We start from the raw sequence: 25,769 nt of genomic DNA, 5'->3' as shown, positions 1-25,769 counted from the left end.
GCTTAGAGCGACGGATAATCGGTATAGCCAATCGGGCCCTGGGCATAGAACAGCTCAGGCTTCGGCTCGTTCAGCGGCGCATCCCGGCGCAGGCGCTCGACCAGATCCGGATTGGCGATATACGGAATGCCGAAGGCCACCGCATCGGCCTTGCCTTCCGCCAGCCAGGCGTTGGCCTGCTCCTTGGTGAAGCGTTCGTTGGCGATGTAGACGCCACCGAAGAGCTGCTTGAGCTGCGGACCGAGGCTGTCTTCACCGGCCTTCTCGCGGGTGCAGATGAACGCGATACCGCGCTTGCCCAGCTCCCGAGCGACATAGCCGAAGGTTTCCGCACGGTTGGAATCGCCCATGTCATGGGAGTCGGCACGCGGTGCCAGATGCACGCCGACACGACCGGCGCCCCACACCGAGACCGCGGCATCGGTCACTTCCAGCATCAGTCGGGCGCGGTTCTCCAGCGAACCACCGTAGGCGTCGGTGCGCTTGTTGGTGCTGTCCTGCAGGAACTGGTCGAGCAGGTAGCCGTTGGCGCCATGGATTTCCACACCGTCGAAACCAGCCTCCTTGGCATTCTCTGCCCCCTTGCGGTAGGCCTCGACGATGCCCGGGATTTCATCGGTCTCCAAGGCGCGAGGCGTCTCGTAGTCCTTCATCGGGCGCACCAGGCTGACATGGCCGGCCGGCTTCAGTGCACTGGGCGCGACCGGTAGCTGGCCATCGAGATAGATCGGGTCGGAGATGCGGCCGACGTGCCAGAGCTGCAAGACGATCTTGCCGCCCTTGGCGTGCACCGCGTCGGTGACCTTCTTCCAGCCCTGAACCTGCTCGGCGGACCAGATGCCCGGGGTGTCCGGATAACCGACGCCCATCGGCGTGACCGAAGTGGCTTCGCTGATGATCAGGCCTGCGTCGGCGCGCTGGGCGTAGTACTCGGCGATCAGATCGCCGGGGACGCGGCCGGGCTCGGCGCGGCAGCGCGTCAGCGGTGCCATGATGATGCGGTTGTTCAGTTCCAGATCGCCGATCTTGATCGGGTCGAAAAGCGTGGGCATAGCGATACCGCTCCTTTACTGATGGTGCGAGAAGGGGCTCAGAGTTCCTGGCCGATGCGCTCGATGAAGGTCTGGATGACCGCGTCGTTGCGCTTGAAGAAATGCCACTGGCCGACCTTCTGGCTGGTGATCAGCCCGGCTTTCTGCAGCGTTGCCAGATGGGCCGATACGGTTGATTGCGACAGGCCGGCGCGCTGGTCGATCTGGCCGGCGCACACACCGTTCTCCAGCGAGTGGTGCTGCTCGGCGAAATAGCGCTGCGGCTCCTTGAGCCAGCGCAGAATGTCGCGGCGCAGCGGATGGGCGAGGGCCTTGATGATGTCATCGAAGTCGTCCGGCATGTGTTGGCCTGGCTGTGTATATCGGAATGAGGCGAACTATATATCGGTAAAGCCCGATATAAGATCGATTCGGCTGATGGTCGTTATCGCCGATGTCGATGGTTGCGCGGACTGGCAATGCCCTCAGGCTGCCGCCGTGTCCTGTAGAATCGCCGCCTCGAGATTTTCCAGGGTGTTTCATCTATGCGTATCGGCCACGGTTACGACGTGCACCGCTTCGGCGAGGGCGACCACATCACGCTAGGTGGCGTGCGAATTCCCCACAGGTTCGGGCTGCTGGCGCATTCCGATGGTGACGTGCTGCTGCATGCCTTGAGCGATGCGCTGCTGGGCGCCGCGGCGCTGGGCGATATCGGCAAGCATTTCCCGGATACCGATCCGCAGTTCAAGGGTGCCGACAGCCGTGTGCTGCTGCGCCATGTGTGGAAGCAGGTGCAGGCCAAGGGCTACGTGGTCGGCAACGTCGACGCCACAATCATTGCCCAGGCGCCCAAGATGGCACCGCATATCGATGACATGCGTGCGCTGATCGCTGCGGATCTGCAAGTCGAGCTGGATCAGGTCAATGTAAAGGCCACCACTACCGAAAAGCTCGGCTTCACCGGGCGTGAGGAGGGGATCGCCGTTCACGCGGTTGCCTTGCTGGTCCGCGCATGACCGAAGACCAGTTGCTCGGGCCGCGCGCCCATGGCGAACCTTGCGGCAGAGCGGTACTGAAGGCGGTCGCGGAGGATTTCCAGGTAGACGAAGTGCTCGACATCCCGCTGTCGGGAGAGGGCGAGCACCTCTGGTTGTGGGTGGAAAAGCGCAACCTGAATACCGAGGAAGCTGCCAAACGCATCGCCCGCGCCGCCGGCGTGCCGTTGAAGATGATCAGCTACGCCGGGTTGAAAGACCGACAAGCGCTGACCCGCCAGTGGTTCAGCCTGCATCTGCCGGGCAAGGCCGACCCGGATCTTGCCGCCGCCGAGAGCGATGGCCTGACGATCCTCAAGGGCACCCGGCATCAGCGCAAGCTGCAGCGAGGCGCGCACTCGGCCAACGGCTTCTGCCTGCGCCTGACAGAGCTAAGCGGTGAGCATGGCGCTCTGGATGAGCGGATGGAGCGAATCAAGGCCTTCGGCGTGCCGAATTACTTCGGTCTGCAGCGTTTCGGCTATGAGGGCAGCAACCTGCACGGGGCACGGCACTTCGCGGCGAAAGCAGAGCTTCCGGAGCAGCGCAACATGCGTTCGCGCCTGCTTTCGGCTGGCCGTAGTTATCTGTTCAATCGCGTACTTGCCGAACGGGTCGCCGATGGCAGTTGGAATCAGGCGCGCGTTGGCGATCTGCTGGCTTTCACCGACAGCCGCAGCTTTTTCCCGGCAGGGCCGGCGGAATGCAACGATCCGCGCCTAGCCATTCTGGACCTGCATCCCACGGGTCCGTTATGGGGAGTGGACGGCTCGCCGGCTGGCGACGAAATACAGGCGCTCGAAAACGCTGTCGCTGCAACTGACTCGGCGCTCGTCAAATGGTTGGCGCAAGCTGGAATGAAGCACGAACGGCGCATTCTTCGCCTCCCCATCGGCGGTTTGTCGTGGCATTATCCCGAGCCTGACATTCTGCAACTGGAATTCGTCCTGCCGACCGGATGCTTCGCCACCGCCGTGGTGCGTGAGCTGGTCAGCCTGGCAGGGCAGACGGACATCTGATGCGTATTCTGATCGCCAACGACGACGGGGTGTATGCACCCGGGCTCGCCGCGCTTTATGACGCGCTGGCCGACTATGCCGAGTGCAAGGTGGTAGCCCCGATTCAGGACATGAGCGGCGCCAGCAGCGCGCTTACCCTGGACCGCCCGCTTCACCCGGTAAGCATGCCGAACGGCTTCATAGGGCTGAACGGTTCGCCCACCGATTGCGTGCACCTGGGCCTCAACGGCCTGCTCGAGGATGCGCCGGACATGGTGGTGTCCGGCATCAATCTGGGCGCCAACCTCGGCGACGATGTGCTCTATTCGGGAACGGTTGCTGCGGCCATTGAAGGACGCTTCACCGGGCGTCCGGCTTTCGCCTTCTCGCTGGTATCACGCTCGACGGAAAACCTGCCGACTGCCGCGCATATCGCGCGCATGCTGGTCGAAAAGCACGATCAGCTGGAGCTGCCGCCACGTACGGTGCTCAGCGTCAACGTGCCGAACCTGCCTCTCGACCACATCCGCGGTATTCGCCTGACTCGGCTGGGGCATCGCAGTCGCGCCAAGCCGCCGGTAAAGCAAGCCAACCCGCGCGGCAAGGAAGGCTACTGGATCTCGGTGGCCGGTGACGTCGAAGACGGCGGGCCGGGTACCGATTTCCATGCGGTGATGCAGGGCTACGTATCGATCACGCCACTGCAGCTGGATCGAACCTTTCATGAGGCCTTCGGTGGTCTCGAGAGCTGGCTGGAGAGTGTGCTGTGAGGAATCGCGGACAAGACAGCCTGCTGCATGGCTCAGGGATGACCTCTCAGCGTACCCGTGACCGCCTCATACAGCGCCTCTACGAGGAAGGGCTGTCGAACCCTCAGGTCCTAGAGGTGATCCGTCGCACTCCGCGCCATCTGTTCGTCGACGAAGCACTGGCGCACCGCGCCTATGAAGATACGGCACTGCCCATCGGCCACAACCAGACCATTTCCCAGCCATTCATGGTCGCGCGCATGAGCGAGCTGCTGCTGGCCGACGGCCCGCTGGACAAGGTGCTGGAGATCGGCACCGGTTCGGGCTACCAGACTGCGGTGCTGGCGCAACTGGTCGAGCGGGTGTTCTCGGTCGAGCGCATTCAGGCCTTGCAGGACCGGGCCAAGGAGCGTCTGGTCGAACTCAAGCTGCGCAATGTGGTCTTTCGCTGGGGCGATGGTTGGGAGGGCTGGCCTGCGCTGGCGCCTTACAACGGCATCATCGTCACCGCGGCGGCAGCCGATGTGCCGCAGGCCTTGCTCGGTCAGCTGGCGCCCGGTGGGCGTCTTGTGATTCCAGTGGGTGCCGGCGAGGTCCAGCAACTCATGCTGATCATTCGAGAGGAGAACGGCTTTTCACGCCATCTTCTGGATACCGTACGTTTCGTGCCGCTGCTCAATGGACCCGTGATTTGATCATTCAGCGGAAGGAAGTATGAAAAACGCTTTATTGTTGTACGCCAAGGGCATGGCCATGGGCGCGGCGGATGTGGTGCCCGGTGTCTCGGGCGGTACCGTGGCGTTTATCACCGGTATCTACGATGAGCTGCTGCGCTCCATCAGTGCGGTGCCTTACGCGGTTGGCCCGTTGCTGCGTGGGCGTTTCGCCGAAGCCTGGAAAACCGCTAACGCTGGCTTCCTGCTGGTACTGTTTGCCGGCGTCCTGACCAGCATCCTCAGCCTGGCCAGGTTGATCACCTATCTTCTTGACGAGCACCCGATTCCCGTCTGGTCCTTCTTCTTCGGTCTGATTCTGGTTTCGGTGCATCTCGTAGGTAAGGAAATCCAGCGGCGTAACCTTTCGCGTCTGGTGAGTTTCTGCCTCGGCATCGGTTTCGCCTACTGGATTACCGTTGCCGCTCCGGTGCAGTGGGGCAGCAGCAGCCTGAGTCTGTTCTTCGCAGGTGCCATCGCGATCTGCGCGATGATCCTGCCAGGTATTTCGGGCAGCTTCATTCTCGTGCTTCTGGGCCTGTACCCGGTGGTGCTTGGTGCGGTGAGAAGCTTCGATGTCGCAGTCATGGGCATTTTTGCCGCGGGATGCGTGGTGGGCCTGTTGAGCTTCGCCAAGTTTCTCAGCTGGTTGCTCAAGCGTTGGCGTGACCTGACCCTGGCGTTTCTCACCGGCTTGATGCTCGGCTCGCTGAACAAGGTCTGGCCGTGGAAGGAGACGCTGACCTGGCGTACCAATTCCAGCGGCGAGAACGTTCCGGTCCTGCAGCAGAACCTGCTGCCCGGCGCCTATGGCGATCTGACCGGTCAGGACCCGCAGCTGCTGCTTGCGGTGCTGCTCGCCGTGGGCGGTATCGTGCTGGTCCTGGGGCTTGAGTGGTTTGCCGGTCGACGTCAGCCGATGACCGAAGGCGTCTGACGTACTTGTCTATGAAAGGGAGCGGGCATTGAGGCTCACAGCAGTACCGCAGTGGATTCGCGACCCCATGGTCCGTTCGTTACTCGGCGTTCTGGTGATAACCGGAACGCTGGGCGGGTGTGCGTCGTCGCCTCAGGGTGGCGGTGTGCAGGTCGTCGATCGCAACCAGCGCGACCGCGTCACCAGCGGCCAATACATTGTCCGTCGAGGTGACACTCTCTGGTCCATCGCCTTCCGCTTTGGTTGGGACTGGCGCGAGCTGGCTCGGGTCAATGGTATCCAGCCGCCGCATGTCATCTATCCCGGGCAGAAGATCCGCTTCGATGGCGGTTCGTCGCGCGTTGCATCCGCTGCGCCACGGCCAGCACCTCAGCCTGCACCGGCGCCTGCTCCTTCGAGTCCTGTGGTCGTCACCACGCCGGTACCGCGTCAACCGGCCATTACCACGCCTTCAAGCCAGCCTCCAGCTGCTCCGCCGGCGAGCACTCAAGTGACGCCGGTCGCCCGCTCGGCAAGCGGTTGGGCATGGCCGGCGAACGGCGCAATCATCGGTCGATTCTCGTCAAACGGTAGTTTGAATAAAGGAATTGATATCGCTGGGGAATTAGGACAGCCTGTCCTGGCTGCTTCTGATGGAACTGTTGTGTACGCCGGTAGTGGATTACGGGGTTACGGCGAACTTGTGATCATCAAGCACAGCGATACCTATGTAAGCGCCTACGGACACAACCGCAGGCTGCTGGTGCGGGAGGGCCAACAAGTCAAGGCTGGGCAAAGTATTGCCGAGATGGGATCGACGGGAACCGACCGGGTGAAGCTGCATTTCGAAATTCGCCGCCAGGGCAAGCCTGTAGACCCGCTGCAATATCTGCCAAGACGTTGACCTGTCGCCTGCCTGTTCCAGCACTAGGTTGGGCTTGAGCGTAGCCAGGGACCCGCGTCGCTTGGGCCTGTTGTCGAACTCGGAACAGGACAAGAATAAAATGGCACTTAAAGACCAAGCGCTGGAGTTTGACGTCGACGATGCGGTTCTGTTTATGGAAACGCCCATCCACCTCGACCAGAAAAGCAACGTGACCAGGGCTGCCACGGCAGGTAGACCCAAGGCTGCATCCAGCAAACAGCACAAGTTCATCGATTACAACCGGGCCCTGGATGCAACCCAGTTGTATCTCAACGAAATCGGTTTCTCCCCCCTCCTGACACCCGAAGAAGAAGTGCACTTCGCGCGCCTCGCTCAAAAAGGCGATCCGGCGGGGCGCAAGCGCATGATCGAAAGCAACCTGCGCTTGGTGGTGAAGATCGCTCGACGATACGTCAACCGTGGCCTTTCGCTGCTCGATCTGGTCGAGGAAGGCAATCTCGGTCTGATCCGCGCCGTCGAGAAGTTCGATCCCGAGCGTGGCTTCCGTTTCTCCACCTATGCCACCTGGTGGATACGGCAGACCATCGAGCGGGCCATCATGAATCAGACCCGCACGATTCGGCTGCCGATCCACGTGGTCAAGGAGCTGAACGTCTATCTGCGCGCAGCCCGCGAGCTGACCCAGAAGCTCGATCACGAGCCCAGCCCGGAAGAGATTGCCAATCTGCTGGAGAAGCCGGTCGGTGAGGTCAAGCGCATGCTGGGGCTCAACGAGCGGGTCACTTCTGTAGATGTCTCGCTTGGTCCGGACACTGACAAGACACTGCTCGATACGCTGACCGACGATCGGCCGACCGATCCTTGCGAGCTGCTGCTGGACGACGATCTGTCCAACAGCATCGATCAGTGGCTGTCGGACCTTTCCGAGAAGCAGCGAGAAGTGGTGATTCGCCGCTTCGGCCTGCGTGGCCATGAAGCCTCGACGCTGGAGGAGGTAGGCCAGGAAATCGGCCTGACCCGCGAGCGTGTCCGCCAGATTCAGGTCGAGGCGCTGCGTCGTCTTCGCGAGATTCTGGAGCGTAACGGTCTATCGAGCGACGCGCTGTTTCAATGAAGTACCGTCGGGCTTGGTGCTGCCAGGCCCGACACCTCCGCTCCACAGTAGAGAATTACTGTCGCGCCTGCCCCAATGGTCGATCCATTGAATTAATCCGTTTTTGCCCATTCTCCGTATTCGCCTCTTCGGCTGTAAGCATTTACTTACAAGCACTGTAAGCAAAGCTCTCAAACTAGCCGCGGCGCTGGGCGATCTCTGTTTTTTCCCTATCTAAGTGACTGATAAAAAAGAACTTTAAATTTTTCCTGCGGTAGGCTGCACAGTCCAGTGCGGATAGGCGCCAGTTGCTGGTCAGCGGCCAATCATTAATATCGCACCCGTGCTCAGGGATTAGCACGGCCTTCAGGACGAAGGTCAGGGACCATCGCAGGAAGCGGTGTCATCCAGGACGATGAGAAGGGATACAGGGAACAAGGACGGAGGCGGGCGGGGTCAAACCCGCCCCTTTTTTTGCCTGTAAAAAAGTCTCGCTGAACCGAGTGGTCGGGGCACGGCCTAAGGAATGGAATCCATCAGCGGAGAACGAAAAAATGAATGGCGACCAGCATAACGACCCGTCACCCGAAGATCGCGATGACGTGGCCCGTCGGCCGGACGAGGCTGATGAAGATCAGCTCGATGAGGCTATCGAAGAAACCTTCCCGGCCAGCGATCCTATCTCGCCTTGATCTGATGTCGCAGCGCAGCAGGCCACGCGTTCGGCTTGCGCCATGCGTGCCAGGAGGGCTGGCATGACATGGCCGCGCAATAGCGGCGCGATGTCATCCCGCTCGCACGGCGCTGCTTCCAACCAGGCCATTTCTTCCAGCTCGGCTTGCACCGTCACTGCGCGGGGCAGCCGTGCAATGAATACGTCCGCTTCCACCTGATGATCCGGTTCGTTGGCGGCTTGCGCCTGAAAGTGGCCCAGTGGATCGAGGTCGTCGTCTTCTAGCTGCAGATCCAGTTCCTCTCGCAGCTCGCGTCGGAGCGTTTGCAGCGGTGTTTCGCCAAGTTCGGCCTTGCCGCCCGGAAGCATGAAGAAGCGGGTCCCGCGTTTCCGTACCACCAAAATGCGCCCGCAGTCGTCCAGCAGGCATGCGATGGCGATATTCAGGGTGGCGTTGGGCATTGGCATCATCCTTTGGTCGTTCTGCAAGGCGATCAGCGTTTTGCTGCTTCGATAACGCGTAAGCCGGTCTGCAAGGGTGGCAGGCAGGCAGTTCGCAACCGAAAAGCCGAGGCGTGAATAGAACTCCACAAGCTCGGGTTTGCAGAACAGCCAGACCGGTCCTGCGCTGGATGCTACCGCGTTGCGCACCAGCTGCGCGCCGATTCCGCGGTTTCGCTCCGGCGGAGTTACCAGCAGACCCGTCAGAAAATGGCCCTGTGCCACAGGTGTAAGGCACAGCCCTCCTACGATATCGCCACGCCGCGCTACCCAACATATGGCTTCGGAGCGTATGCGGTTACGGCTGTTGTGCGCACGATAGAACTTCGCCAGCAAGGGCTGCAGGTGGTTCGGAAGCTGCGAATAGGCAAGAGCGGACATGGCCATCCCGGCTGTTTTCGAAGCCGCCAGTCTAGCGCTTGTGCCCGGGGGGGACGAACCTCTGCTGCGTGAGTAATGCCGTTCATCCGTTCAGTGCATCTTTTCTTCCGTCTGGGCGCTCTCACCTGTAGCGCTTCCAACGACAGGAATAACAAGATGTTGGATCTACTGATCGTGCTTGCATTCATCGTTTACGGCCTTTCGGCGGGGATGCGTGCGCGCACCAAGGCATCACAAAGCCTCGACGAGTACTTTCTGGCCGGACGCACCATCAAGGGTTGGCGTGCCGGCGTTTCGATGTCCGCCACACAGTTCGCCGCCGACACGCCGCTGCTGGTCAGCGGTCTCGTTGCGACTGCCGGTGTGTTTGCGCTCTGGAGGCTGTGGATCTACGGGCTGGCGTTTCTGCTGCTGGCCTGGGTATTCGCTTCGGGTTGGCGACGCGCCGGGGTGCTCACCGACGCGGAGCTCACGCGTGTGCGCTACAGCGGCCCTGCCGTGGTCCCGCTGCGCTTGTTCAAGGCCATCTACTACGGCACGGTGATCAACTGCGTCGTGCTGGCCATGGTGCTGGTGGCAGCCATTCGCATCGCCGAAGTATTCCTGCCTTGGCACGAGTGGCTGCCGGGCGGGGTCTACGCGGTGATCCTGGGGGCGGTCGAATCCAGCGGGATCCGCCTGGGCGAGAGCATCAGCGGGCTCGATCAACTGACGACCAGCACCAACAATCTGATTTCGATACTGCTGATCCTGGCCTTCACCGCCATGTATTCCATCACCGGGGGCCTGCGTGCGGTGGTACAGACCGACGTAATGCAGTTCAGCGTGGCCATGCTCGGTACGCTGGCATACGCCTGGTTCGTAGTCGATGCCGCGGGTGGCCTTGGAGGGTTGACGGACCGCATCGTCGAGCTCTACGGCAGTGAGCAGGCGGCCAAGATGCTGTCGTTTGCGCCGCCGAGCAACGCAGGCGAGGCGCTGATGCCGTTCCTGGTGATTGTCGGGCTGCAGTGGCTGTTCCAGATGAACTCCGATGGCACCGGCTACCTGGCGCAGCGCAGCATGGCGTGTCCGACGGATCGCGAAGCGCGTATCGCGGGCCTGGTGTTCACCTGGTTGCAGATTTTCCTGCGCAGCCTGTTCTGGCTGGCCATCGCCATCGGTTTGCTGGTGCTCTATCCGTTCAGCCCTGAAGAAATGAACGGGGAGGGCTTCACCGCTGCCCGCGAGGCGCTGTTCGTCACTGGCATCGATGAGCTGCTGCCGCCGGGATTCCGCGGGCTGATGCTGGTGGGCCTGTTGGCCGCGTTGGCGTCGACGGTCGATACACACCTGAACTGGGGCGCTTCCTACTGGAGCAATGATGTGTACGGTGGCGTCGTCGCGCCAAAGCTGCTCAAGCGCAAGCCAAAGGACAAGGAGCTGGTGCTTGTGGCCCGTTTGTCCAACGTGCTGATACTGCTGATTGCGATGGTCATCATGGCGAACCTTGGTTCGATCCAGACCGCATGGTTCATCTCACTGCTATTTGGCGCAGGCATGGGCTCGGTGCTGGTACTGCGCTGGCTGTGGGAGCGCATCAACCTCTACTCGGAGCTGACCGCAATGGTCACGTCCCTGATCACGGCGCCGCTGCTGCTCTACTTTCTCGGTACGGATCCGGAAAGAGAGTGGATTCGTCTGGGCATCATGTCGCTGGTGACCTGCAGCGCCGCGATTCTGGTCAGCTACATCACACCGCCGACTGATGAGCAAACCCTCGACCGCTTCTACCGCAGGGTTCGCCCGTTCGGCTTCTGGGGAAAGACCGCAACACGCTGCGGTGTAACGCGTCGTGACTCGATCAAGGCACTGGGCGCACGCCTGTTTGCGGTTGCGGTGACTGCCTTGTCCGTCTTCACGCTATTGATTGGTGTAGGGCGGCTGCTATTCCCGCAACCGGGCGGGAGTGCGCTTCTGGCGTGGATATGCATCGCAGTTGGCCTGGCTTTGATGCCGGTCTGGATGTATCTGGCGTTCAGCCGTTATTTCGATGACCAGCACGAAGAAGATAAAGCTGAGTTGCAACCAGGGCGCGCCGAAGTTGTTAGTTGATATCGGGTGCGAAGGAATTCCGTACTTACATCTCACCCAGATTAATGGCAAATTAATATCACGGGCATGCGAAAAATGATGTCATGACGATATTGTATGTATACATAAAATGATAAGAATCATCGGATTAGAACATTTTTCTCCTGTTTTTCATGAAATATGGGTCATTCGTCGATTCTTCGGGCAACCATTGCTTTTACATGCTTGTCTCAGGACTACGCATTGTTATGCGTATACCGACAAGCATAAATAGAGGTGCCGTCATGAACCGACTCTTCAAAACTACATTGATGATCGCTGCGATGCTGCCGGCTATTGCCGGAGCAGCTCCAATGACGGGTGACAAGGAAATTACCCTGGGTGGCGCGGGCAGCAGTGATAAAGACTTCGACGATACCATCTTCTCTGTACAGGGAAGTTGGGGCCAGTATCTGAGCGAGTCTTCTTTATGGGGTGTTCGGCAGACCGTCAATGCCCGTGATACCGAAGGCGAAAGCGTCAAGTTCGACGGGTCAACCCGGGTGTTCTACGACTACCACTTCGGTACCGGCAAGGCGCGGCCCTTCATTGGCGCGAGCATCGGCGGCGTTTACGGCGATCGCGTAGATGAGACATTCATGGCGGGACCGGAGATCGGCTTTAAATATTGGGTTCAGGACAAGACCTTCATTACCGCGATGGCGGAATATCAGTTCCTCTTCAAGAGCGGCAGCGATGCGCAGGATCGTTATGATGATGGCGTGTTCCTCTACAGCATCGGTATTGGTTTCAATTACTGATCGAAGCGTGCGCGGTGCCCATTGTGGCATCGCGCCTGCTCAGTAACCGCCATAAGCGTTTTGCTTGTTTCCGGTCAACGGCTCAGCCCTCGACCAGTTGCTGGAGAAAGTTCTTCAGCGCGACGCCGGGTTCATCGTCTTCGGATGCAATCATGCGAATGCCCCATTGCCGTAAGACTTCTTCCTGTACCGGATTGGGTTTGTGGGAAAAGACGTAGGAAATGGGCCTTACGCCCAGTGCTTCATGTTCGTTCCATATCTTTGACAACTTGTGGAAGAGCAAGCGGATATTGGTGTCCGACAGGCTGTAGCCAATAAACAGAACGGCCTTGCTTAGCGTGTCAGCACGCAATTTGATATCCAGCGGCGTTTCGAATTGCAGGCGCTGGTAGTAGCTCGTTTCGTCGAGCACGATCGATGCGTCATCATCGAAGTCCCCATGAAACTTCACGATCTGTCTGACCCCGTCGCGCGCCTTGGTCAGGTCGCTGGCATTGGCGATCTTCACATAATCGACCGCATGCGCCTCGTGGGCATATTCCAGCCAGCGGTCATAGTTGGTCGTGTAGATCGCGGGAAAACGCCCACGGACAATCAGCCGATGGATGTCCGAATCTCGTATTTCGATGTTGCGGTGCCATTCGCGATCCATCCAGCTGCGCAGCGGGCCGATACTGCCTTTCTTGATCCGGTAGTACTCCGCCAGTGCAAGGAAATTGCCATAGGTGTTGAACACCTCGGGATCGTAATCGAGCTGCACGGCGATTTCGTCTATCAGGTCCTTCCAGGGTGGGAGGCCGATGTTGGCGGAAACGCCTGAGCCGACGAACAGAATCAGGCGATTGTTTCGATACGCCTCGCGAAGCTGGTCCATGGCTACTCAGGACTCCCGCAGAAAGGTGACGAAGGCGTCCAGTGCGCGCCGGCGCATGGACAGCCCGTTCTTCTGCTTGCCCAGTTGCGCGAACGTCTCGTTGTGCCCATCGGGGATGAAGACATCGTCCCATTCGAAGCCCCCGTGACCTGCAGGGGACGATGAAATACGCCCGGCAACGATGCCCTCGAAGAAGTGTCGCTTGCGGCCGTCGCAATAGCCGATCAGGGTCCGTGCTTCTGCCGCAGGATCGTCGAGTCGCCCGATCAGCTCCGAGAATCGCTCGGCTTGCAGGCGATCCCAGAATATCTGCGTCAGGCCACCGGGGAAGCCATTGAGGCTTTTGACGAACAGCCCGGTATGCTCGACGAAGACCGGCTTGCCGATCAGTTTGAAAGCCGTCAGGAGCTTGTCGCTCACCAGTTGCTGGAGGTCCTCGGTGCGCAGCTCCTCGATACGCAGTGGGAAGGGTTTCACCTCGATCCCGCTCGGCTCGAGGATCTCGCAGACCTCGCGGATCTTCTGCTGGTTGATGGACGCAAAGCGGATTTTCATACGACGAGCCAACTCCGGGTGATCGGCGGGCTGGCGCTGCCGCGACAGCAGCTGCCATGTCTGTATGACGCGGGGCGGGTGGCTCGGTTCGCCTTTGACCGGATGACTGGAACGAGCCAGTGCGTTCATGCGCCCGTGTTTGGCGCAATCGGCATGACCTGTTCGAAGGGTGGCCAGCGCCAGGCCTAATCGGTGGTTTCAGCCGGCACGTTGCTGCTCAGCTATGGCCGGACCTCGCCGGGCAGGCCGCTTGCACCTGACGGATACGCTCGGCCGGGACGCGCAACTGACGCAACAGGTATTCGGCGAACGCCGGTGTGTAGGGCTGACGGGCAATCGCCTGCTCCATGCAGAACAGCCACGCGTCCCGCTCGGCTTCGCCCACCTGCCAGCGGGTGTGGAACTGCGGAATGCTGATGCCACCGTACTTTTCCGCGTAGCGCTTCGGGCCGCCCAGCCAGCCGCTGAGGAAGCTCGCGAGGCGATCTTGCGCTTCGCTCAGGTCATCCGGATACATGGCGCGAACCGTCGTCGCCTGGGGCGATTCGTCCATTACCCGATAGAAGTCGGCGACCAGCCGTTGCAGTCCGGGCTCGCCGCCGGCGGCCTGGAAAGAAGCGTCACCGACGCCGAACACCGGTTCTTGATCGGAGGTCATCAGGCTTACCCTGGCTTGTTGAAAGAGGCGCGCGATGATGCGCGTTTGCGCCAGATCAAGACAAGTGCAACCAGTGCCGACAGCTCAGCGGCAGCTGGTCTAAGCTGAGAATCCACACAACAGCGGAGACAGCAACATGCGCAGGCTTCTGGTTGCATACGATGGTTCGGACAACGCCAAGCGGGCTCTGCAGTACGTTGTCGATCTGGCGCGGGATACAGGGATGACGCTGCAGGTGCATTTGGTCAACGTCCAGCACGAGCCGGTCATCTATGGCGAATATTTCACTGCGGCCATGTACGACGAACTGAACAACAGCCTGATTGCCAAGGCTCGTACCGTTCTCGACGAGGCGGCTGCCGTACTGCAGGCCGCGGGTCTGACTTGTGAGACCCATGCGCTCATGGGCAACGTCGCTGAACAGATCGCCGATGCTGTAAAGCGGCTGGGTTGTGACACGGTGGTGATGGGCACCCGCGGCCTGGGCAGCTTCACCGGGCTGGTGCTGGGGTCGGTGGCGAACCGGGTGATCCATGAGGTATCGGTCCCGGTTCTGCTGGTCAAATAAGCTGAAACGCCAGCGCTGGCCGATCAGCCCTGTTTGCCCTTGAGCAGGTCGGCCAGGTTGGCGAAGGCCTTGAAGGTTTCCTTCGGACCAAGGTCGCTGCCGGGGCGGGCTTCGGCCTGGTACTGGTTATCCGTGTAACGGGAATGCTCATTGTCGTGGCAGTACAGGCAGAGCAGCTCCCAGTTCGAGCCATCCTCCGGGTTGTTGTCGTGATTGTGGTCCTTGTGATGGACCGTCAGTTCACTCAGGCGCTTGCCGGAAAACTCCCGGGCGCAACGCCCGCAGACCCACGGATACATCTTCAGTGCTTTTTCCCGGTAGCCCTGCTCGCGCTGGCTGTAGGGCGTGGTGGGTTTGCTGGTACTCATCGTCAATCCTCGCCGGATCACGTTGTTCTTCAGAGGCCGTTCCCGTTTGCCCGTCACAACGAGTGGGGCAGGAACAGCCTCAGTTAAGCCGATGGCGGTCAGCCAGCCAGGCCGACATAGACGTTCTGCACGTCGTCGTGGGCATCGATGGCTTCGAGGAAGGCTTCGACTTCTTCGAGCTCCGCGCCGGACAGGCTGACCGGGTTCTTCGGGCGATAACCCAGTTGTGCCGACTGCACCGTAAAGCCGAACTCCGGCAGCGCCTTGCAGACGGCGTCGAGATCGGTCGGTTCGGTGATGAACAGCGTGGCACCGTCATCTGCCGCTTCGAAATCCTGGGCCCCGGCCTCGATGGCGGCCATTTCGGCGTCGGCGTCGCCCTGAGGAGCTGCCTCGATCATGCCGACATGGTCGAAGTCCCAGCTCACCGAGCCGGAGGAGCCCAGCTGGCCCTTGCGGAACAGTACGCGGATCTCGGCGACGGTACGGTTCACGTTGTCGGTCAGGCATTCAACGATCAGCGGCACCTGGTGCGGAGCGAAGCCTTCGTAGAGGGTGCGCTCGTAATGAACCACTTCACCGCTGAGGCCGGCCCCTTTCTTGATGGCGCGCTCGAGGGTGTCCTTGGGCATCGAGGCCTTCTTGGCTTGTTCGACAACCAGGCGCAGACGCGGATTCATGTCGGGGTCGGCACCGCTGCGGGCTGCGATCATGATTTCCTTCGACAGCTTGCCGAAGATCCTGCCCTTGGCGTTCGCCGCCGCTTCCTTATGCTTCGCTTTCCACTGTGCGCCCATGCTCGTCCCCGTCGAAATGTGATGAAACCAGGCGCGGATTCTATAGCGTCCATACGGGTTTCGTCGCCGGGTGGTGGGCAAGCCGGGCAGCGGGTCGCGTTACGGTCCGATCGGCGGTGCGATGGCGACTGTGCCGCTCAATTGGGTTGCGACTGTATGGACTGTTCGATAGCGGTCGAAGCTCTAATGGACCTTTGCGTAACAAGGTGCGTCGCCATGTCGCCTCGGGACCTGCTGCTTGCGTTGGTTGTCATCATCGTCTGGGGCATGAACTTCGTGGTCATCATGATCGGCCTGGATGATGTGCCGCCGATGCTGCTTGGGGCGCTGCGCTTCCTGCTGGCGGCGGTGCCGGCAGTGTTCTTCATCAAACGGCCGCAAGTGCCATTGCGCTGGATGCTGGCGTACGGGCTGACCATTTCGCTGGGGCAGTTCGCCTTCCTGTTCACTGCCATGAAGTACGGCATGCCGGCAGGGCTGGCGTCGCTTGTGCTGCAGTCACAGGCGTTCTTCACGTTGTTCTTCGCCGCAATGCTTCTCGGCGAGCGGATACGCGCAGCCAACCTGCTGGGCCTGGTCATAGCGGCCTGCGGCCTGGCGCTGATCGGCGCGCAAAGCGGGCTGGGCATGACCTTGAGCGGGTTCGTGCTGACTATCTGTGCGGCGTCCATGTGGGCGCTGGGCAACATCGTCACGCGCAAGGTCGGCAAGGTGAATCTCGTCGGTCTTGTGGTCTGGGGCAGTCTGGTGCCGCCATTGCCCTTTCTGGCGCTGTCGCTATGGCTCGAGGGGCCGCAGGTGATCGAGACGGCGCTGCGCGGCATCGGCTGGCAGACGATTCTGGTGCTCGCATACCTGGCCTTCGGTGCGACGATTCTTGGCTATGGCCTGTGGAGTCGCCTGTTGTCGCGCTATCCGGCGAATCAGGTGGCGCCATTTTCGCTGCTGGTGCCGGTAGTCGGGCTGACTTCGGCCAGTGTGCTGCTGGGCGAGCGGCTGGGGACGTGGCAGTTGGGCGGGGCGTTGCTGGTGATGATAGGGCTGGCTGTGAATGTCTGCGGCGGCTGGCTATTGGGCCGGCTGCGCCTTGCCAAGGCCTGAAACGCCCGGCGTCAGACCGGGCGTAGCAGTAACTGGCTTCAATGGGTGGCGGCGTGAGCGCCGAGCAGCGTGGTGGAGCCACCCTTCTTGTCGCGCTTTGCCATACGTTTCTCTTGAGCCGTTTTCATCGGCTTTTTCTTGCCACTCTTTTTCGCGTCCATTCCCTTGCTCATGGTGTTCACCTCTGATTGCGCGGCTGGACAGGTTCCTGATGCTTGCAGACCTGGCTGCCGCTGGTGGAGCGGCGTCTGTTTCGGTCTGGTGTCTTCCGTGACCGCTGCAGTATGGCACTGCTGCGCTGCAATGCACGTAATGCTTTGTCCTGGGCTCAGTCGAACAGGCTGCGCTGGTCTCGCTGGCCGCGGCGAGCGTCGTAGCGCTGGCGGAATATCGTCCGATAGTGCGTGGCAAGGCGTGGCAGCTCGGCCAGTTGCAGCAGTGTTTCATCCGCCAGCATCGGATCGAGAAAGCAATGCCAGACATGCGCGACGCTGATGGCGGGGTATGGCCGTTCTAGCAGTTGCAAGCTGTCGCCCGGGTGCACTGTTCCTTCCTCGAGGGTCCGGTACAGCCAGCCGGTACGACCGCTCGCCGACAGCTGCCGTGCCAGGCCACGCAAGCCGTGCCGGTTGTCCAGCCTGACGCAGGGCGAGCGCGGCTGGCTCAGTTCTATGAGCGCGTCGCCCCAGCGCAGCCGGTCGCCGATGCATACCTGATGCTCATCAAGCTGTTCGCCGCCCAGGTTTTCGCCGAAGGCGCCTAGAGCAAGCCGTGTGCGCAACTGCGGGAAGCGTTGGGCCCAGTAAACGTAATGCTGCGTCGGATAATGACAGAGCGTGCGATCCGGGCCTGCGTGAAAGCGCTGGTCGGCAACCCGATCACCCTGCAAACCGGTCATTCCGAGCCAGAGCGGGCCCGTGCTTGTCCGCTTGTCCATGGCGGTGGCCTTGCTACTGCCGGGTAGTGACGAAAACCGCTCGCACAGCAGCGGACCGCTGACCGCCCAGGAATGCAGCGGGGTGGTCGCAAAGCGCTCGCTCAAGGCTGCTGTGCCTGGTTCAGCCGTTCCAGTTCGCGACGCACCATCGCGGTATATTCCGGCGGGCTGAGCTGATACAGCTCGGTGGCGACCCAGGCCAGCCAGCGCGAGCCAAGGGCCGCTTGCTGGTCCAACAGCCGTTGGGCTTCGGCGCGGGCGCGCTCGGCGTTGTTCTGATGAAAAGCTGCTCGACTCACGAATCGTCTCCGTCGCCGTGCTTGGCGATGAAAGGGGCGGCGATGGTAAACCCGCAACGCTCGCGTTAGGCTCGATGGCTCATATTTTTAGCGCCGCGAGAACGATGCATGCCGGTGTCCGTGAACTTCAAGCACAAAATCTCCCGCCAGCGCCCCTATGGCAAGGGTGAGGCAGGCCAGCGGGCCAGCGACGGCAACCTCGACGCCCTGTTGGACCAACTGGAGAGCGACCGCGGGCGCATCATCAACTCTGCCGCGGTGCGTCGCCTGCAGCAGAAGACCCAGGTCTTCCCGCTGGAGCGCAATGCCGCGGTACGCAGCCGGCTGACGCACTCGCTGGAAGTGCAGCAGACCGGCCGCTTCATCGTCCGCACGCTCTACAAGCAGCTTGGCGACAGGGCTGCCGAGTTTGGCCTGGACGGGCTTGAGCCAGCACTGCAGAGCCTGGTCGAAATGACCTGCCTGATGCACGACATCGGCAATCCGCCGTTCGGCCATTTTGGTGAGTACGCCATCGGCGAGTGGTTCGTGCGTCACCTCGACGCGCTGTTCACTGCCGCTGTGACGCCGGGGCAGGGCGACGCCGAATTGCGCAAACGGATGCTGGTCGACCTCAAGCACTTCGAAGGCAACGCCCAGGCGGTTCGGTTGGTGGTTTCGCTGCAGCGGCTGAACCTGACCTTCACGCAGACCGCCGGCCTGCTCAAATACGTTCGTCCTGCCTATCAGGCCAGGCCGGCGAAGGGGACGCCTGGCGCCTATCTGCTGAAAAAACCCGGTTTCTACCTGTCCGAGGAACCCTTCGTGCGTACCTTGCAGGCCACGCTCGACATGCAGCCGTGCACCCGTCACCCGCTGGCGTACGTGATGGAAGCCGCCGATGACATCGCCTATTGCCTGGCCGATATCGAGGATTCGGTGGAGAAGGGCATTTTCAGCATCGAACAGCTGGCGAAGCTGTTGCTCGACAAGTTCGCCCTGCATGGTTCGGTGGATGCGCCGGTGCCGGGGCCGGAGCGCAGCTTCCGCACCATGGTCAACTACGCGCTTGAGCGGGCGCACAAGGAGCCGATCAACAAGGCTGGCGAGTTCTTCATCTGGCTGCGGGTGAGCCTGGTCCATCCGCTGGTTCAGCATGCTGCGCGGCAATTCGTCGACAACATCGAGGCCGTCTATCACGGCACCCTCGACCGTGCGTTGCTGGAGGACGACAGCCTGGCCAACGCCATCGTGCAGACTTTCAAGGATGTCGCGATGGACAAGGTGTTCTGCCACCGCGAGGTCGAGACGCTGCAGTTGCAGGGCTATCGCATTCTCCAGGGCCTGCTGGAGTTCTATGCGCCGCTGTTGCGCGTGCCGGCAACGGTATTCGATGCTCTTACCCTCGGCACCTGCCGCAGCGAACCCCACCTGCAGATGCTTGCGCGGCGTCTGCCCAACCAGCTGGTCAAGGCCTATCACGAAGCCCTCAAGGACCACGGCGAGCAAGCGGCCGATTGGCCACTGTGGGAGTTCTACTACCGCAACCGGATGCTGCAGGACTACATCAGCGGTATGACCGACCAGCTCGCCCAGGACGAGTACCGCGCACTGTCCGCACTCTGACCGTGCGCTGCACCAGGGCTGTAACCAGGATTGGTACGGGCATTGCTATCGCTTGGTGCAGCAGTCGTCGTGCAAGCCCCGCAATGGCGCACGGCGGGAAACCGGTAAAATCCATAATCTATTGATTACAAAGGATTAACGACGCTCGGGCGGCATGCTCGAAGCGACCGTCGGCTGCAGGTGATGGTAATCAGTCATGGCGCAGTGATGCATCTCGGTGCGTGCGCCGGGTCGTGGTTACCGTTTTGGTGCGTAGTACCCGCTGAGGCTGTAGTCATCCATGGAAAACCTCGACAGTGCCGTGCAAACCCTGGTTCACGGCTCCAATACCCTGTTCATCCTGATTGGCGCTGTGATGGTGCTGGCCATGCACGCCGGCTTTGCCTTTCTCGAAGTCGGCACGGTGCGCCTGAAGAATCAGGTCAATGCCCTGTCGAAAATCATCACCGATTTCGCCGTATCCACCCTGGCGTATTTCTTCATTGGTTACTGGGTCGCCTACGGCGTCACCTTCATGCAGCCAGCGGATCAGCTGGTGCTGGACCATGGCTACGCGCTGGTGAAGTTCTTCTTCCTATTGACGTTCGCCGCGGCCATTCCGGCGATCATTTCCGGTGGCATCGCCGAGCGCGCGCGTTTCGGTCCGCAGCTATGTGCAACGCTGCTGATCGTCGCGTTCGTCTATCCGTTCTTCGAAGGGCTGATCTGGAACGGCAATTTCGGCCTTCAGGCCTGGCTCGAGCACCGGTTCGGTGCATCGTTCCATGACTTCGCCGGCTCCGTGGTGGTGCACGCCATGGGTGGATGGCTGGCCTTCGGTGCGGTGGTCCTGCTGGGGCGGCGCAACGGTCGTTATCGGGACGGCAGACTGGTGGCGTTCGCGCCGTCGAACATTCCGTTCCTCGCGTTGGGCTCGTGGATTCTTATCGTAGGCTGGTTCGGCTTCAACGTGATGAGCGCGCAATCCATCGAAGGCATCAGCGGGCTGGTGGCGGTCAACTCGTTGATGGCGATGGTTGGCGGAACCGCCGCGGCATGGCTGGCCGGGCGCAACGACCCGGGCTTCCTGCACAATGGGCCGCTGGCCGGGCTGGTGGCGGTCTGTGCCGGTTCCGACCTGATGCATCCTGTCGGCGCGTTGGCCACCGGTGCGATCGCAGGCGCGCTGTTCGTCTGGGCGTTCACCGCCACGCAGAACCGCTGGAAGATCGACGATGTGCTGGGTGTATGGCCATTGCATGGCTTGTGCGGGATCTGGGGCGGGGTGGCCTGTGGAATCTTCGGTCAGGCGGCACTGGGCGGGCTGGGTGGGGTGAGCCTGATCAGCCAGGTGATCGGCAGCGGCCTGGGCATGCTGGTGGCGCTGCTGGGCGGCTTCGGCGTCTACGGCTTGCTGAAGGTGACCACAGGCATACGCTTGAGCCAGGAAGAGGAATTCAACGGCGCGGACCTCTCCATTCACCGGATCGGCGCACTGAGCCAGGATTGAAGCACTCGGTCGCGTCTGGCCCCGCAGCCGCGCTTCAATAGCCGCGGCTGCGTTCCACCAGGTCACTCAACGGCTGGGCATCACGTAGCGCTCTCAGGTTCTGCACGACGATCCGTGCGGCGCTGCGCATGTCCGTTGCAGCAGCCACGTGCGGGAGCACGGTTACCTGCGGATGGCTCCAGAAGGGATGGTCCGACGGCAGCGGCTCGTTGCGGAACACGTCCAGCACGGCATGGCTGACCTGGGCGCTGGCCAGTGCCCGCAGCAGATCCGCCTCGACCAGATGCCCGCCGCGTGCCAGGTTGACCAGCCCGGCGCCGGGACGCAGGGCATTGAAGAAGCGTTGATCCAGCAGCTCGCTGGTCTGTGCAGTCAAGGGCAGCAGGTTGATCACGATGTCGCTACGGGCGAGTAGCGGCCAGAGCGCGTCCATGCCGTGTTCGAGTGGCAGCCCCTCAAGCGTACCGCCGCGCAGATTCCAGCCTGTCATCCGGTAGCCCAAGGCGAGCAGGCGCATGGCACAGGCTCGGCCCATCTGCCCCGTGCCGAGCAGCGTCACCTGGATCTCATCGGCACGTCGTTGTGGCAGCTGCTGCCATTCGCGCGCGTGCTGTTGCTGCGCGTAGGCGTAGAAGCGCCGGTGCAGCGAGAGCGTCGCCCACAGCGCGGTTTCAGCCATGGCCGCACTCATGGCGGGATCGACCATGCGTGCCACCGGCACGTCGGGCAGGGTCGGATCGTTCAGCAGGCGGTCCACCCCGGCCCACAACGACTGGATCAGGCGCAGATTGGGCAGCCCTTGCAGCGAGCCCGGCAGGGGATTGGCGACCACCGCCGCTGTGATCAGGCCGGCATTCTCCGGCGTTGCGGTCAGGTGCCAACGGGCCTCGGGCAGGGCGTCCTGCAGTTCGGCGCGCCAGGCGTCACGCTCGGCATCGTCGAAGCTGCCGCTAAGCAGTATGTCCATGCGGTGCATTCCTCGTAGGGCCAGGCGGAACTGTACTGAGCCGGCGGACCTCTGAATAGGCAAGTAGCGGAACGCGCGCGATGCGCCTTTCGGCCGTTTAACGAGCCCCTGGGAGAGCACCATGGAATTACCTAACAAAGATCTTGGCACCCTGTTCGAGCAGCTTGGTCTGGCGTCCGATCCTGCCAGTATCGATGCGTTCATCGGCAAGCACGGGCGCTTGCCGGAAGACGTCCGGCTGGCTGACGCCCCGGTCTGGAACGACTCGCAGCGTGCGCTGCTACGCGACGAGTGGGCCGAGGATGCGGAGTGGGCGCCCATCGTCGACGAGCTGAACGTGCGCATGCACGAGCACTGATGGCCCCCCGGGCTGCGGCAAGCGCCGCAGCCCGAGGCCGATTGCGCGCAGTTCAATCCAGCAGATCGGCCGGGACGTTGCCACCGTTGTCGGCCAGCTTGTTCAGCACTGTCTTGTGCAGCCACATGTTCATCTGTGCCGAGTCGGTCATCTTGTCGGCTGGGCAACCCAGTTCGCTCGCCAGCTCCTTGCGCGCCGTCAGGCTGCTGTCCAGGCCGAGCAATTTCAGCAGATCGACGATGGAGGTGCGCCAGTTGAGTTTTTCGGGGTGGTTGTGCGCCATGCCGTCGAGCTTGGCGGCGACGTCCACCTGATCCACGGCCGGTGTGGCGAGCGCCCCGGCGCCGCCTGTCGAGGCTTCTGGAGGCGTGGTGGGTGCGGTGGAATCCGGCGCGGCGTGCGCCTGGCCGAGGCCGATCTTTTCCAGTATCGAGTTGAACAAGCCCATGGGAATCTCCTGTCTGCGTGGGTGAGCCGTGGCTCGCAGATAGGACCGCCGGCTGCCTGATTCGTCGCGGCTGCAGCGTCTGCTCTGGTGCGGACAACGCTCGTCAGACACGGCAGCATCAGAGCGAACGCGCTCGCCGCCGAGGAACCTAAAGATTTCCAAGGTACCGAAGCGGAGTTGTCATGACCGAAGAACGCCGAACCCTCACGACACGTCAGGGGCATCCCGTCAGCGACAACCAGAGCCTGCGCTGCGTGGGCGAGTGCGGCCCTGCCATGCTGGGAAACTACCCGACCCAGCCCGGCGTCGTTGGCTGAAGCGTGCTGCCGGTGGCGGGAGCGCCCGCTGCCCTCGTGCTGCACGCCACGCCTGTCTAGAATGCCGCTTTTTTGCCTGGGAACCGCACCATGAGCAACCTCGACATCGATGCCCGCTATGCCTGTGCCAAGCGCCTTGCGCTGGAGGCTGCGCAGCTCGGCATGGACTACTACCGCCAGCGCGAGACGCTGGACGTCGAGCACAAGGGCAGCGACCAGCAGGATGTGGTCAGCATTGCTGACAAAGGCATCGAGGATTTCATTCGCGCACGGCTGGCCGAGCAGTTCCCGCAGGACGGCTTCCTCGGCGAGGAGAGCGGTTCGGCCGATCTCAAGGCGCGCTGCGTCTGGGTCATCGACCCCATCGACGGTACGGCCTGCTTCGTCAACGGTTTGCACAACTGGTGCGTCTCCATCGGCCTTCTGATCGACGGCGAGCCCCATATCGGCGCGATTGCCGATCCCAACCATGACGAGCTGTTTCACGGTTGCGTGGGCCGTGGCGCGTACGTCAACCAGACCCGGCTCAAGGCCAGCGCCGCGACCCATGTGCGCGAGGGGCTGACCGGCGCCGGTACCTTCCACCCGCGCGGCAAGGAGCACTTCATTCCGTTTCTGGAAAAACTCCTGGCCGAAGGCGGCATGTTCATCCGCAACGGCTCTGGCGCACTGATGACCGCCTATGTCGCTGCAGGGCGCTTGATCGGCTACTACGAAACCGAACTCAAGAGCTGGGATTGCCTTGCCGGGCTGGTGCTGGTGGCCGAGGCAGGCGGCCTGCGCAACGACTTCTTCCGTAATGATGGCTTGCTCAGGGGCAACCCCTATCTGGTGGCGGCGCCGGGCGTGTATCGGCAGCTGAGCGAACTCATCGGTCCGTCGCTGGACGCCTGAGTCGATCGACGTTCGTCGACCCGCCTGTACCCGTCGGCACAGGCCGCACAGCCTGTGCTATACCGTTCTGACGCATTGGGCCGGCGAAATCGGCCTGTTTACAGGGGGACATCGGCGGCCCATCAGGCCCGAACCACCTGCGTGTTCTGATGGCTGCCCGCACAGAGCGAGGTAACGATCATGACCATGATGCAATGCACCTACCGCGACCACCTCATCACTGCCGAGGTGATGGAGTATCCCGGCACCCCGACCCCCTGGGCGGGCGGCTGCCGGATCACCGACTCCGCCGGCAACGTCACCCGCCGCATGCCACTGCCGCTTGAACATGCGTTCATGGACGAGCTGGGCAAGGCTCAGCGACTGTCCATCGCCCATGGCAAATGGCTGGTTGACCAGCACCTCGACCATGGCCGACAGCTGTTCCAGCACGCCGCGTAGCGCCTGCGATCATCCGCTCCTGCGTCGGGCGTCTGCTGTCCGACGCAGGGGCGATCGTCCTGGCGCCAGCTGCACACAAATAGTTGCACCCCATTGGCTGCCGGCATCTGTCCAGCTTCACGCGAGCAATGGCGGCGATCGCGCTAAGTTTCGGATAGCAAAGCGAAATTTGCGTCAGGCGAGAAAAGCTTTGGCGACATCTTGGCCGTTGCTTATTCAGCGAAACGGTGGCATAGCTATTACCAAGCCACTGGCAACGGTGGTGCTCATAAGCGGAAGTAAGGACGACTTATGCAAATCCAGGTTCACAGCGATAACCACATCGAAGGCAGTGCCCGTCTGGCGGATTGGGTCAGTGCCAGTGTCGCAAGCAAGCTGGACCGGTTCGACGACGAGCTGACTCGCGTCGTCGTCCACCTCAACGATGAAAACGGTGACAAGGCCGGCGCCCACGATAAGCGCTGCCAGATCGAAGCGCGTCCGAAGGGGCTGCAGCCGATTTCCGTTACGCACAAAGCCGAGTCGCTGGAATTGGCGATCGATGGTGCGGTCGACAAGCTGAACAATGCCCTGGCGCACCAGTTCGGCAAATTGCGCAGCAAGCGCGGCGGCAGCCAACCGCAGATGATCGACGGTGCGGTCGCCGAACGCGATGCGCTGCTGGAGGAAGATTTCCTGGCGGACGAGCAGGTCCGCATCTCATAAGTCACCCAGGCAAGGGCCTTCCTCGGAAGGCCCTTCGCACATCCAACCCAGCAGTTAGTGCAGCAGTTCCGGCGGAATGCTGCCGCCGTTCTCAGCCAGCTTCTTCATCACCGCCCGGTGCAGCCACATGTTCATCTGCGCTGAGTCGGCCATCTGCTCCGGCGGGCAGCCGAGTTCGGTTGCCAGTTCACGGCGCGATTCCATGCTGCTATCGAGTCCGAGCAATTTCAGCAGATCCACGATCGAGGTGCGCCAGTTGAGTGCTTCGGGATGCTGCGCCGCCTTGGCTTCCAGCTGCGCCACCACATCGACACCACGGGTCGTGCCCGAGGTCTGATTCAGGTCGTTGTGCGGAGCGATGGTCGCGTTGTCGGTGGTGGTCGGTCTGTCACTCAGGGTAATGCCTTCGGCGCTTGAGTGCGTGGCGTCTGCCGGCGGCACAGCGGCCTTGGTCTGTGCCTCGTTGGAGACATCGCCCAGGCCGAGCTTCGCCTTGATCGTATCGAAAAGTCCCATGTCCGTTCTCCGTGCTGTTGA

At 61.7% G+C, this 25,769-nt stretch carries 32 protein-coding genes; 18 read left to right on the top strand and 14 right to left on the bottom strand.

Going from position 1 to position 25,769, the window contains the following annotated elements; genetic code table 11:
• Positions 1–2: 2 nt before the first annotated feature.
• Together EA798_RS17350 and EA798_RS17345 are read right to left on the bottom strand one after the other, a co-directional pair.
• On the bottom strand, positions 3–1,052 hold the full coding sequence (locus EA798_RS17350; protein ID WP_122099751.1) for an alkene reductase: 1,050 nt from the start codon (positions 1,050–1,052) through the stop codon (positions 3–5).
• A gap of 38 nt (positions 1,053–1,090) precedes the next feature.
• Entirely contained in the window at positions 1,091–1,393 is a 303-nt protein-coding gene (locus tag EA798_RS17345; RefSeq protein ID WP_106155362.1) for an ArsR/SmtB family transcription factor, read from the bottom strand.
• Positions 1,394–1,576: 183 nt separating this feature from the next.
• On the opposite strand from EA798_RS17345, the gene ispF reads away from it, so the two are divergent.
• The 7 genes from ispF to rpoS all read left to right on the top strand — a co-directional run bounded on the left by ispF (position 1,577) and on the right by rpoS (position 7,444).
• Entirely contained in the window at positions 1,577–2,050 is a 474-nt protein-coding gene (gene ispF / locus EA798_RS17335; protein WP_106155360.1) for a 2-C-methyl-D-erythritol 2,4-cyclodiphosphate synthase, read from the top strand.
• Entirely contained in the window at positions 2,047–3,087 is a 1,041-nt protein-coding gene (gene truD / locus EA798_RS17330) for a tRNA pseudouridine(13) synthase TruD (RefSeq protein ID WP_122099750.1), read from the top strand. Before ispF ends, truD begins: the two co-directional genes overlap by 4 nt.
• Positions 3,087–3,836, top strand: a complete 750-nt coding sequence (gene surE, locus EA798_RS17325) for a 5'/3'-nucleotidase SurE (protein ID WP_106155358.1) — start codon at positions 3,087–3,089, stop codon at positions 3,834–3,836. The genes truD and surE overlap by 1 nt, the downstream gene beginning before the upstream one ends.
• Positions 3,837–3,874: 38 nt before the next feature.
• Positions 3,875–4,510: a protein-L-isoaspartate(D-aspartate) O-methyltransferase gene (locus EA798_RS17320; protein ID WP_122099749.1), complete on the top strand. Its 636-nt coding sequence runs from the start codon at positions 3,875–3,877 to the stop codon at positions 4,508–4,510.
• 19 nt (positions 4,511–4,529) lie between these two features.
• Complete coding sequence (locus tag EA798_RS17315; protein ID WP_122099748.1) at positions 4,530–5,465, top strand: polyprenyl-phosphate transporter; 936 nt, start codon at positions 4,530–4,532, stop codon at positions 5,463–5,465.
• A 67-nt stretch (positions 5,466–5,532) separates the two neighbouring features.
• Positions 5,533–6,348: a peptidoglycan DD-metalloendopeptidase family protein gene (locus EA798_RS17310; RefSeq protein ID WP_122099747.1), complete on the top strand. Its 816-nt coding sequence runs from the start codon at positions 5,533–5,535 to the stop codon at positions 6,346–6,348.
• Between the two features lie 100 nt (positions 6,349–6,448).
• Positions 6,449–7,444 carry an RNA polymerase sigma factor RpoS gene (rpoS, locus tag EA798_RS17305; protein WP_122099746.1) on the top strand — a complete coding sequence of 332 codons (996 nt, stop codon included), beginning with the start codon at positions 6,449–6,451 and terminating at the stop codon, positions 7,442–7,444.
• Between the two features lie 613 nt (positions 7,445–8,057).
• Here rpoS and EA798_RS17300 read toward each other — a convergent pair.
• A complete protein-coding gene (locus EA798_RS17300) occupies positions 8,058–8,978 on the bottom strand; it encodes a GNAT family N-acetyltransferase (protein ID WP_106158736.1) in 921 nt (306 codons plus the stop codon).
• A 156-nt stretch (positions 8,979–9,134) separates the two neighbouring features.
• On the opposite strand from EA798_RS17300, the gene EA798_RS17295 reads away from it, so the two are divergent.
• Together EA798_RS17295 and EA798_RS17290 are read left to right on the top strand one after the other, a co-directional pair.
• Positions 9,135–11,072: a sodium:solute symporter family protein gene (locus EA798_RS17295; RefSeq protein WP_106155353.1), complete on the top strand. Its 1,938-nt coding sequence runs from the start codon at positions 9,135–9,137 to the stop codon at positions 11,070–11,072.
• Positions 11,073–11,335: 263 nt separating this feature from the next.
• On the top strand, positions 11,336–11,851 hold the full coding sequence (locus EA798_RS17290; RefSeq protein WP_015277560.1) for a hypothetical protein: 516 nt from the start codon (positions 11,336–11,338) through the stop codon (positions 11,849–11,851).
• Between the two features lie 82 nt (positions 11,852–11,933).
• On the opposite strand, the gene EA798_RS17285 is transcribed toward EA798_RS17290, so the two are convergent.
• The 3 genes from EA798_RS17285 to EA798_RS17275 all read right to left on the bottom strand — a co-directional run bounded on the left by EA798_RS17285 (position 11,934) and on the right by EA798_RS17275 (position 13,938).
• Positions 11,934–12,725 (bottom strand): SIR2 family protein, encoded by a 792-nt coding sequence (locus EA798_RS17285; protein ID WP_106155352.1) that lies wholly within the window; start codon positions 12,723–12,725, stop codon positions 11,934–11,936.
• 6 nt (positions 12,726–12,731) lie between these two features.
• The gene (locus EA798_RS17280) at positions 12,732–13,280 is read right to left on the bottom strand and encodes a non-canonical purine NTP pyrophosphatase (RefSeq protein WP_106158735.1); all 549 of its coding nucleotides are present in this window, start codon (positions 13,278–13,280) and stop codon (positions 12,732–12,734) included.
• Between the two features lie 217 nt (positions 13,281–13,497).
• Positions 13,498–13,938, bottom strand: a complete 441-nt coding sequence (locus EA798_RS17275; RefSeq protein WP_122099745.1) for a group II truncated hemoglobin — start codon at positions 13,936–13,938, stop codon at positions 13,498–13,500.
• A 136-nt stretch (positions 13,939–14,074) separates the two neighbouring features.
• Between EA798_RS17275 and EA798_RS17270 the strand changes: the two genes are divergently transcribed.
• Positions 14,075–14,506, top strand: coding sequence for a universal stress protein (locus tag EA798_RS17270; RefSeq protein ID WP_106155350.1), 432 nt, complete (start codon positions 14,075–14,077; stop codon positions 14,504–14,506).
• A 23-nt stretch (positions 14,507–14,529) separates the two neighbouring features.
• On the opposite strand, the gene EA798_RS17265 is transcribed toward EA798_RS17270, so the two are convergent.
• Both EA798_RS17265 and EA798_RS17260 read right to left on the bottom strand, forming a co-directional pair.
• A complete protein-coding gene (locus tag EA798_RS17265; protein WP_015277555.1) occupies positions 14,530–14,874 on the bottom strand; it encodes a YajD family HNH nuclease in 345 nt (114 codons plus the stop codon).
• A gap of 98 nt (positions 14,875–14,972) precedes the next feature.
• The gene (locus tag EA798_RS17260) at positions 14,973–15,671 is read right to left on the bottom strand and encodes a YebC/PmpR family DNA-binding transcriptional regulator (protein WP_106155349.1); all 699 of its coding nucleotides are present in this window, start codon (positions 15,669–15,671) and stop codon (positions 14,973–14,975) included.
• Positions 15,672–15,887: 216 nt separating this feature from the next.
• Between EA798_RS17260 and EA798_RS17255 the strand changes: the two genes are divergently transcribed.
• Positions 15,888–16,772 (top strand): EamA family transporter, encoded by an 885-nt coding sequence (locus tag EA798_RS17255; RefSeq protein WP_122099744.1) that lies wholly within the window; start codon positions 15,888–15,890, stop codon positions 16,770–16,772.
• A 38-nt stretch (positions 16,773–16,810) separates the two neighbouring features.
• Here EA798_RS17255 and EA798_RS20825 read toward each other — a convergent pair whose 3' ends face one another.
• The 3 genes from EA798_RS20825 to EA798_RS17245 form a co-directional block, all read right to left on the bottom strand.
• The gene (locus EA798_RS20825) at positions 16,811–16,945 is read right to left on the bottom strand and encodes a hypothetical protein (RefSeq protein WP_256075896.1); all 135 of its coding nucleotides are present in this window, start codon (positions 16,943–16,945) and stop codon (positions 16,811–16,813) included.
• A 155-nt stretch (positions 16,946–17,100) separates the two neighbouring features.
• A complete protein-coding gene (locus EA798_RS17250; RefSeq protein ID WP_244221296.1) occupies positions 17,101–17,709 on the bottom strand; it encodes an MOSC domain-containing protein in 609 nt (202 codons plus the stop codon).
• A 101-nt stretch (positions 17,710–17,810) separates the two neighbouring features.
• A complete protein-coding gene (locus EA798_RS17245) occupies positions 17,811–18,008 on the bottom strand; it encodes a hypothetical protein (RefSeq protein WP_122099742.1) in 198 nt (65 codons plus the stop codon).
• Between the two features lie 108 nt (positions 18,009–18,116).
• Here EA798_RS17245 and dgt point away from each other — a divergent pair, with 108 nt between their 5' ends.
• Together dgt and EA798_RS17235 are read left to right on the top strand one after the other, a co-directional pair.
• Positions 18,117–19,613: a dGTPase gene (gene dgt / locus EA798_RS17240; RefSeq protein ID WP_122099741.1), complete on the top strand. Its 1,497-nt coding sequence runs from the start codon at positions 18,117–18,119 to the stop codon at positions 19,611–19,613.
• A gap of 280 nt (positions 19,614–19,893) precedes the next feature.
• Positions 19,894–21,102 (top strand): ammonium transporter, encoded by a 1,209-nt coding sequence (locus tag EA798_RS17235; protein WP_122099740.1) that lies wholly within the window; start codon positions 19,894–19,896, stop codon positions 21,100–21,102.
• A gap of 34 nt (positions 21,103–21,136) precedes the next feature.
• Here the strand turns inward: EA798_RS17235 and EA798_RS17230 are convergent, their stop codons facing one another.
• Positions 21,137–22,069, bottom strand: coding sequence for a 2-hydroxyacid dehydrogenase (locus tag EA798_RS17230; RefSeq protein WP_122099739.1), 933 nt, complete (start codon positions 22,067–22,069; stop codon positions 21,137–21,139).
• A 121-nt stretch (positions 22,070–22,190) separates the two neighbouring features.
• On the opposite strand from EA798_RS17230, the gene EA798_RS17225 reads away from it, so the two are divergent.
• Entirely contained in the window at positions 22,191–22,427 is a 237-nt protein-coding gene (locus EA798_RS17225) for a DUF2789 domain-containing protein (RefSeq protein WP_106155342.1), read from the top strand.
• A gap of 52 nt (positions 22,428–22,479) precedes the next feature.
• Here the strand turns inward: EA798_RS17225 and EA798_RS17220 are convergent, their stop codons facing one another.
• The gene (locus EA798_RS17220) at positions 22,480–22,875 is read right to left on the bottom strand and encodes a DUF3597 domain-containing protein (RefSeq protein ID WP_122099738.1); all 396 of its coding nucleotides are present in this window, start codon (positions 22,873–22,875) and stop codon (positions 22,480–22,482) included.
• A 182-nt stretch (positions 22,876–23,057) separates the two neighbouring features.
• Between EA798_RS17220 and EA798_RS20820 the strand changes: the two genes are divergently transcribed.
• The 4 genes from EA798_RS20820 (at position 23,058) to EA798_RS17205 (ending at position 25,232) form a co-directional block, all read left to right on the top strand.
• A complete protein-coding gene (locus tag EA798_RS20820; RefSeq protein WP_256075891.1) occupies positions 23,058–23,192 on the top strand; it encodes a hypothetical protein in 135 nt (44 codons plus the stop codon).
• 90 nt (positions 23,193–23,282) lie between these two features.
• On the top strand, positions 23,283–24,086 hold the full coding sequence (locus tag EA798_RS17215; RefSeq protein WP_122099737.1) for an inositol monophosphatase family protein: 804 nt from the start codon (positions 23,283–23,285) through the stop codon (positions 24,084–24,086).
• 180 nt (positions 24,087–24,266) lie between these two features.
• Positions 24,267–24,527, top strand: a complete 261-nt coding sequence (locus EA798_RS17210) for a hypothetical protein (protein ID WP_122099736.1) — start codon at positions 24,267–24,269, stop codon at positions 24,525–24,527.
• A gap of 291 nt (positions 24,528–24,818) precedes the next feature.
• Positions 24,819–25,232 (top strand): HPF/RaiA family ribosome-associated protein, encoded by a 414-nt coding sequence (locus EA798_RS17205; RefSeq protein WP_106155338.1) that lies wholly within the window; start codon positions 24,819–24,821, stop codon positions 25,230–25,232.
• Between the two features lie 54 nt (positions 25,233–25,286).
• On the opposite strand, the gene EA798_RS17200 is transcribed toward EA798_RS17205, so the two are convergent.
• Positions 25,287–25,748 (bottom strand): DUF3597 domain-containing protein, encoded by a 462-nt coding sequence (locus tag EA798_RS17200; protein WP_122099735.1) that lies wholly within the window; start codon positions 25,746–25,748, stop codon positions 25,287–25,289.
• Positions 25,749–25,769 lie beyond the last annotated feature (21 nt).

The organism is Pseudomonas songnenensis (genome assembly GCF_003696315.1).
Lineage (GTDB): Bacteria > Pseudomonadota > Gammaproteobacteria > Pseudomonadales > Pseudomonadaceae > Stutzerimonas > Stutzerimonas songnenensis.
The sequence above is the reverse complement of the archived record's forward strand: the minus strand, read 5'-3'. Positions and strand labels throughout refer to the sequence as shown.

What these genes read in the sequence shown, in the direction of transcription:
- EA798_RS17350 (WP_122099751.1), bottom strand. Translation starts at nt 1,052, where the DNA reads ATGCCCACGCTTTTCGACCCGATCAAGATCGGCGATCTGGAACTGAAC.
- EA798_RS17345 (WP_106155362.1), bottom strand. Translation starts at nt 1,393, where the DNA reads ATGCCGGACGACTTCGATGACATCATCAAGGCCCTCGCCCATCCGCTG.
- ispF (WP_106155360.1), top strand. Translation starts at nt 1,577, where the DNA reads ATGCGTATCGGCCACGGTTACGACGTGCACCGCTTCGGCGAGGGCGAC.
- truD (WP_122099750.1), top strand. Translation starts at nt 2,047, where the DNA reads ATGACCGAAGACCAGTTGCTCGGGCCGCGCGCCCATGGCGAACCTTGC.
- surE (WP_106155358.1), top strand. Translation starts at nt 3,087, where the DNA reads ATGCGTATTCTGATCGCCAACGACGACGGGGTGTATGCACCCGGGCTC.
- EA798_RS17320 (WP_122099749.1), top strand. Translation starts at nt 3,875, where the DNA reads ATGACCTCTCAGCGTACCCGTGACCGCCTCATACAGCGCCTCTACGAG.
- EA798_RS17315 (WP_122099748.1), top strand. Translation starts at nt 4,530, where the DNA reads ATGAAAAACGCTTTATTGTTGTACGCCAAGGGCATGGCCATGGGCGCG.
- EA798_RS17310 (WP_122099747.1), top strand. Translation starts at nt 5,533, where the DNA reads ATGGTCCGTTCGTTACTCGGCGTTCTGGTGATAACCGGAACGCTGGGC.
- rpoS (WP_122099746.1), top strand. Translation starts at nt 6,449, where the DNA reads ATGGCACTTAAAGACCAAGCGCTGGAGTTTGACGTCGACGATGCGGTT.
- EA798_RS17300 (WP_106158736.1), bottom strand. Translation starts at nt 8,978, where the DNA reads ATGTCCGCTCTTGCCTATTCGCAGCTTCCGAACCACCTGCAGCCCTTG.
- EA798_RS17295 (WP_106155353.1), top strand. Translation starts at nt 9,135, where the DNA reads ATGTTGGATCTACTGATCGTGCTTGCATTCATCGTTTACGGCCTTTCG.
- EA798_RS17290 (WP_015277560.1), top strand. Translation starts at nt 11,336, where the DNA reads ATGAACCGACTCTTCAAAACTACATTGATGATCGCTGCGATGCTGCCG.
- EA798_RS17285 (WP_106155352.1), bottom strand. Translation starts at nt 12,725, where the DNA reads ATGGACCAGCTTCGCGAGGCGTATCGAAACAATCGCCTGATTCTGTTC.
- EA798_RS17280 (WP_106158735.1), bottom strand. Translation starts at nt 13,280, where the DNA reads ATGAAAATCCGCTTTGCGTCCATCAACCAGCAGAAGATCCGCGAGGTC.
- EA798_RS17275 (WP_122099745.1), bottom strand. Translation starts at nt 13,938, where the DNA reads ATGACCTCCGATCAAGAACCGGTGTTCGGCGTCGGTGACGCTTCTTTC.
- EA798_RS17270 (WP_106155350.1), top strand. Translation starts at nt 14,075, where the DNA reads ATGCGCAGGCTTCTGGTTGCATACGATGGTTCGGACAACGCCAAGCGG.
- EA798_RS17265 (WP_015277555.1), bottom strand. Translation starts at nt 14,874, where the DNA reads ATGAGTACCAGCAAACCCACCACGCCCTACAGCCAGCGCGAGCAGGGC.
- EA798_RS17260 (WP_106155349.1), bottom strand. Translation starts at nt 15,671, where the DNA reads ATGGGCGCACAGTGGAAAGCGAAGCATAAGGAAGCGGCGGCGAACGCC.
- EA798_RS17255 (WP_122099744.1), top strand. Translation starts at nt 15,888, where the DNA reads ATGTCGCCTCGGGACCTGCTGCTTGCGTTGGTTGTCATCATCGTCTGG.
- EA798_RS20825 (WP_256075896.1), bottom strand. Translation starts at nt 16,945, where the DNA reads ATGAGCAAGGGAATGGACGCGAAAAAGAGTGGCAAGAAAAAGCCGATG.
- EA798_RS17250 (WP_244221296.1), bottom strand. Translation starts at nt 17,709, where the DNA reads ATGGACAAGCGGACAAGCACGGGCCCGCTCTGGCTCGGAATGACCGGT.
- dgt (WP_122099741.1), top strand. Translation starts at nt 18,117, where the DNA reads ATGCCGGTGTCCGTGAACTTCAAGCACAAAATCTCCCGCCAGCGCCCC.
- EA798_RS17235 (WP_122099740.1), top strand. Translation starts at nt 19,894, where the DNA reads ATGGAAAACCTCGACAGTGCCGTGCAAACCCTGGTTCACGGCTCCAAT.
- EA798_RS17230 (WP_122099739.1), bottom strand. Translation starts at nt 22,069, where the DNA reads ATGGACATACTGCTTAGCGGCAGCTTCGACGATGCCGAGCGTGACGCC.
- EA798_RS17225 (WP_106155342.1), top strand. Translation starts at nt 22,191, where the DNA reads ATGGAATTACCTAACAAAGATCTTGGCACCCTGTTCGAGCAGCTTGGT.
- EA798_RS17220 (WP_122099738.1), bottom strand. Translation starts at nt 22,875, where the DNA reads ATGGGCTTGTTCAACTCGATACTGGAAAAGATCGGCCTCGGCCAGGCG.
- EA798_RS20820 (WP_256075891.1), top strand. Translation starts at nt 23,058, where the DNA reads ATGACCGAAGAACGCCGAACCCTCACGACACGTCAGGGGCATCCCGTC.
- EA798_RS17215 (WP_122099737.1), top strand. Translation starts at nt 23,283, where the DNA reads ATGAGCAACCTCGACATCGATGCCCGCTATGCCTGTGCCAAGCGCCTT.
- EA798_RS17210 (WP_122099736.1), top strand. Translation starts at nt 24,267, where the DNA reads ATGACCATGATGCAATGCACCTACCGCGACCACCTCATCACTGCCGAG.
- EA798_RS17205 (WP_106155338.1), top strand. Translation starts at nt 24,819, where the DNA reads ATGCAAATCCAGGTTCACAGCGATAACCACATCGAAGGCAGTGCCCGT.
- EA798_RS17200 (WP_122099735.1), bottom strand. Translation starts at nt 25,748, where the DNA reads ATGGGACTTTTCGATACGATCAAGGCGAAGCTCGGCCTGGGCGATGTC.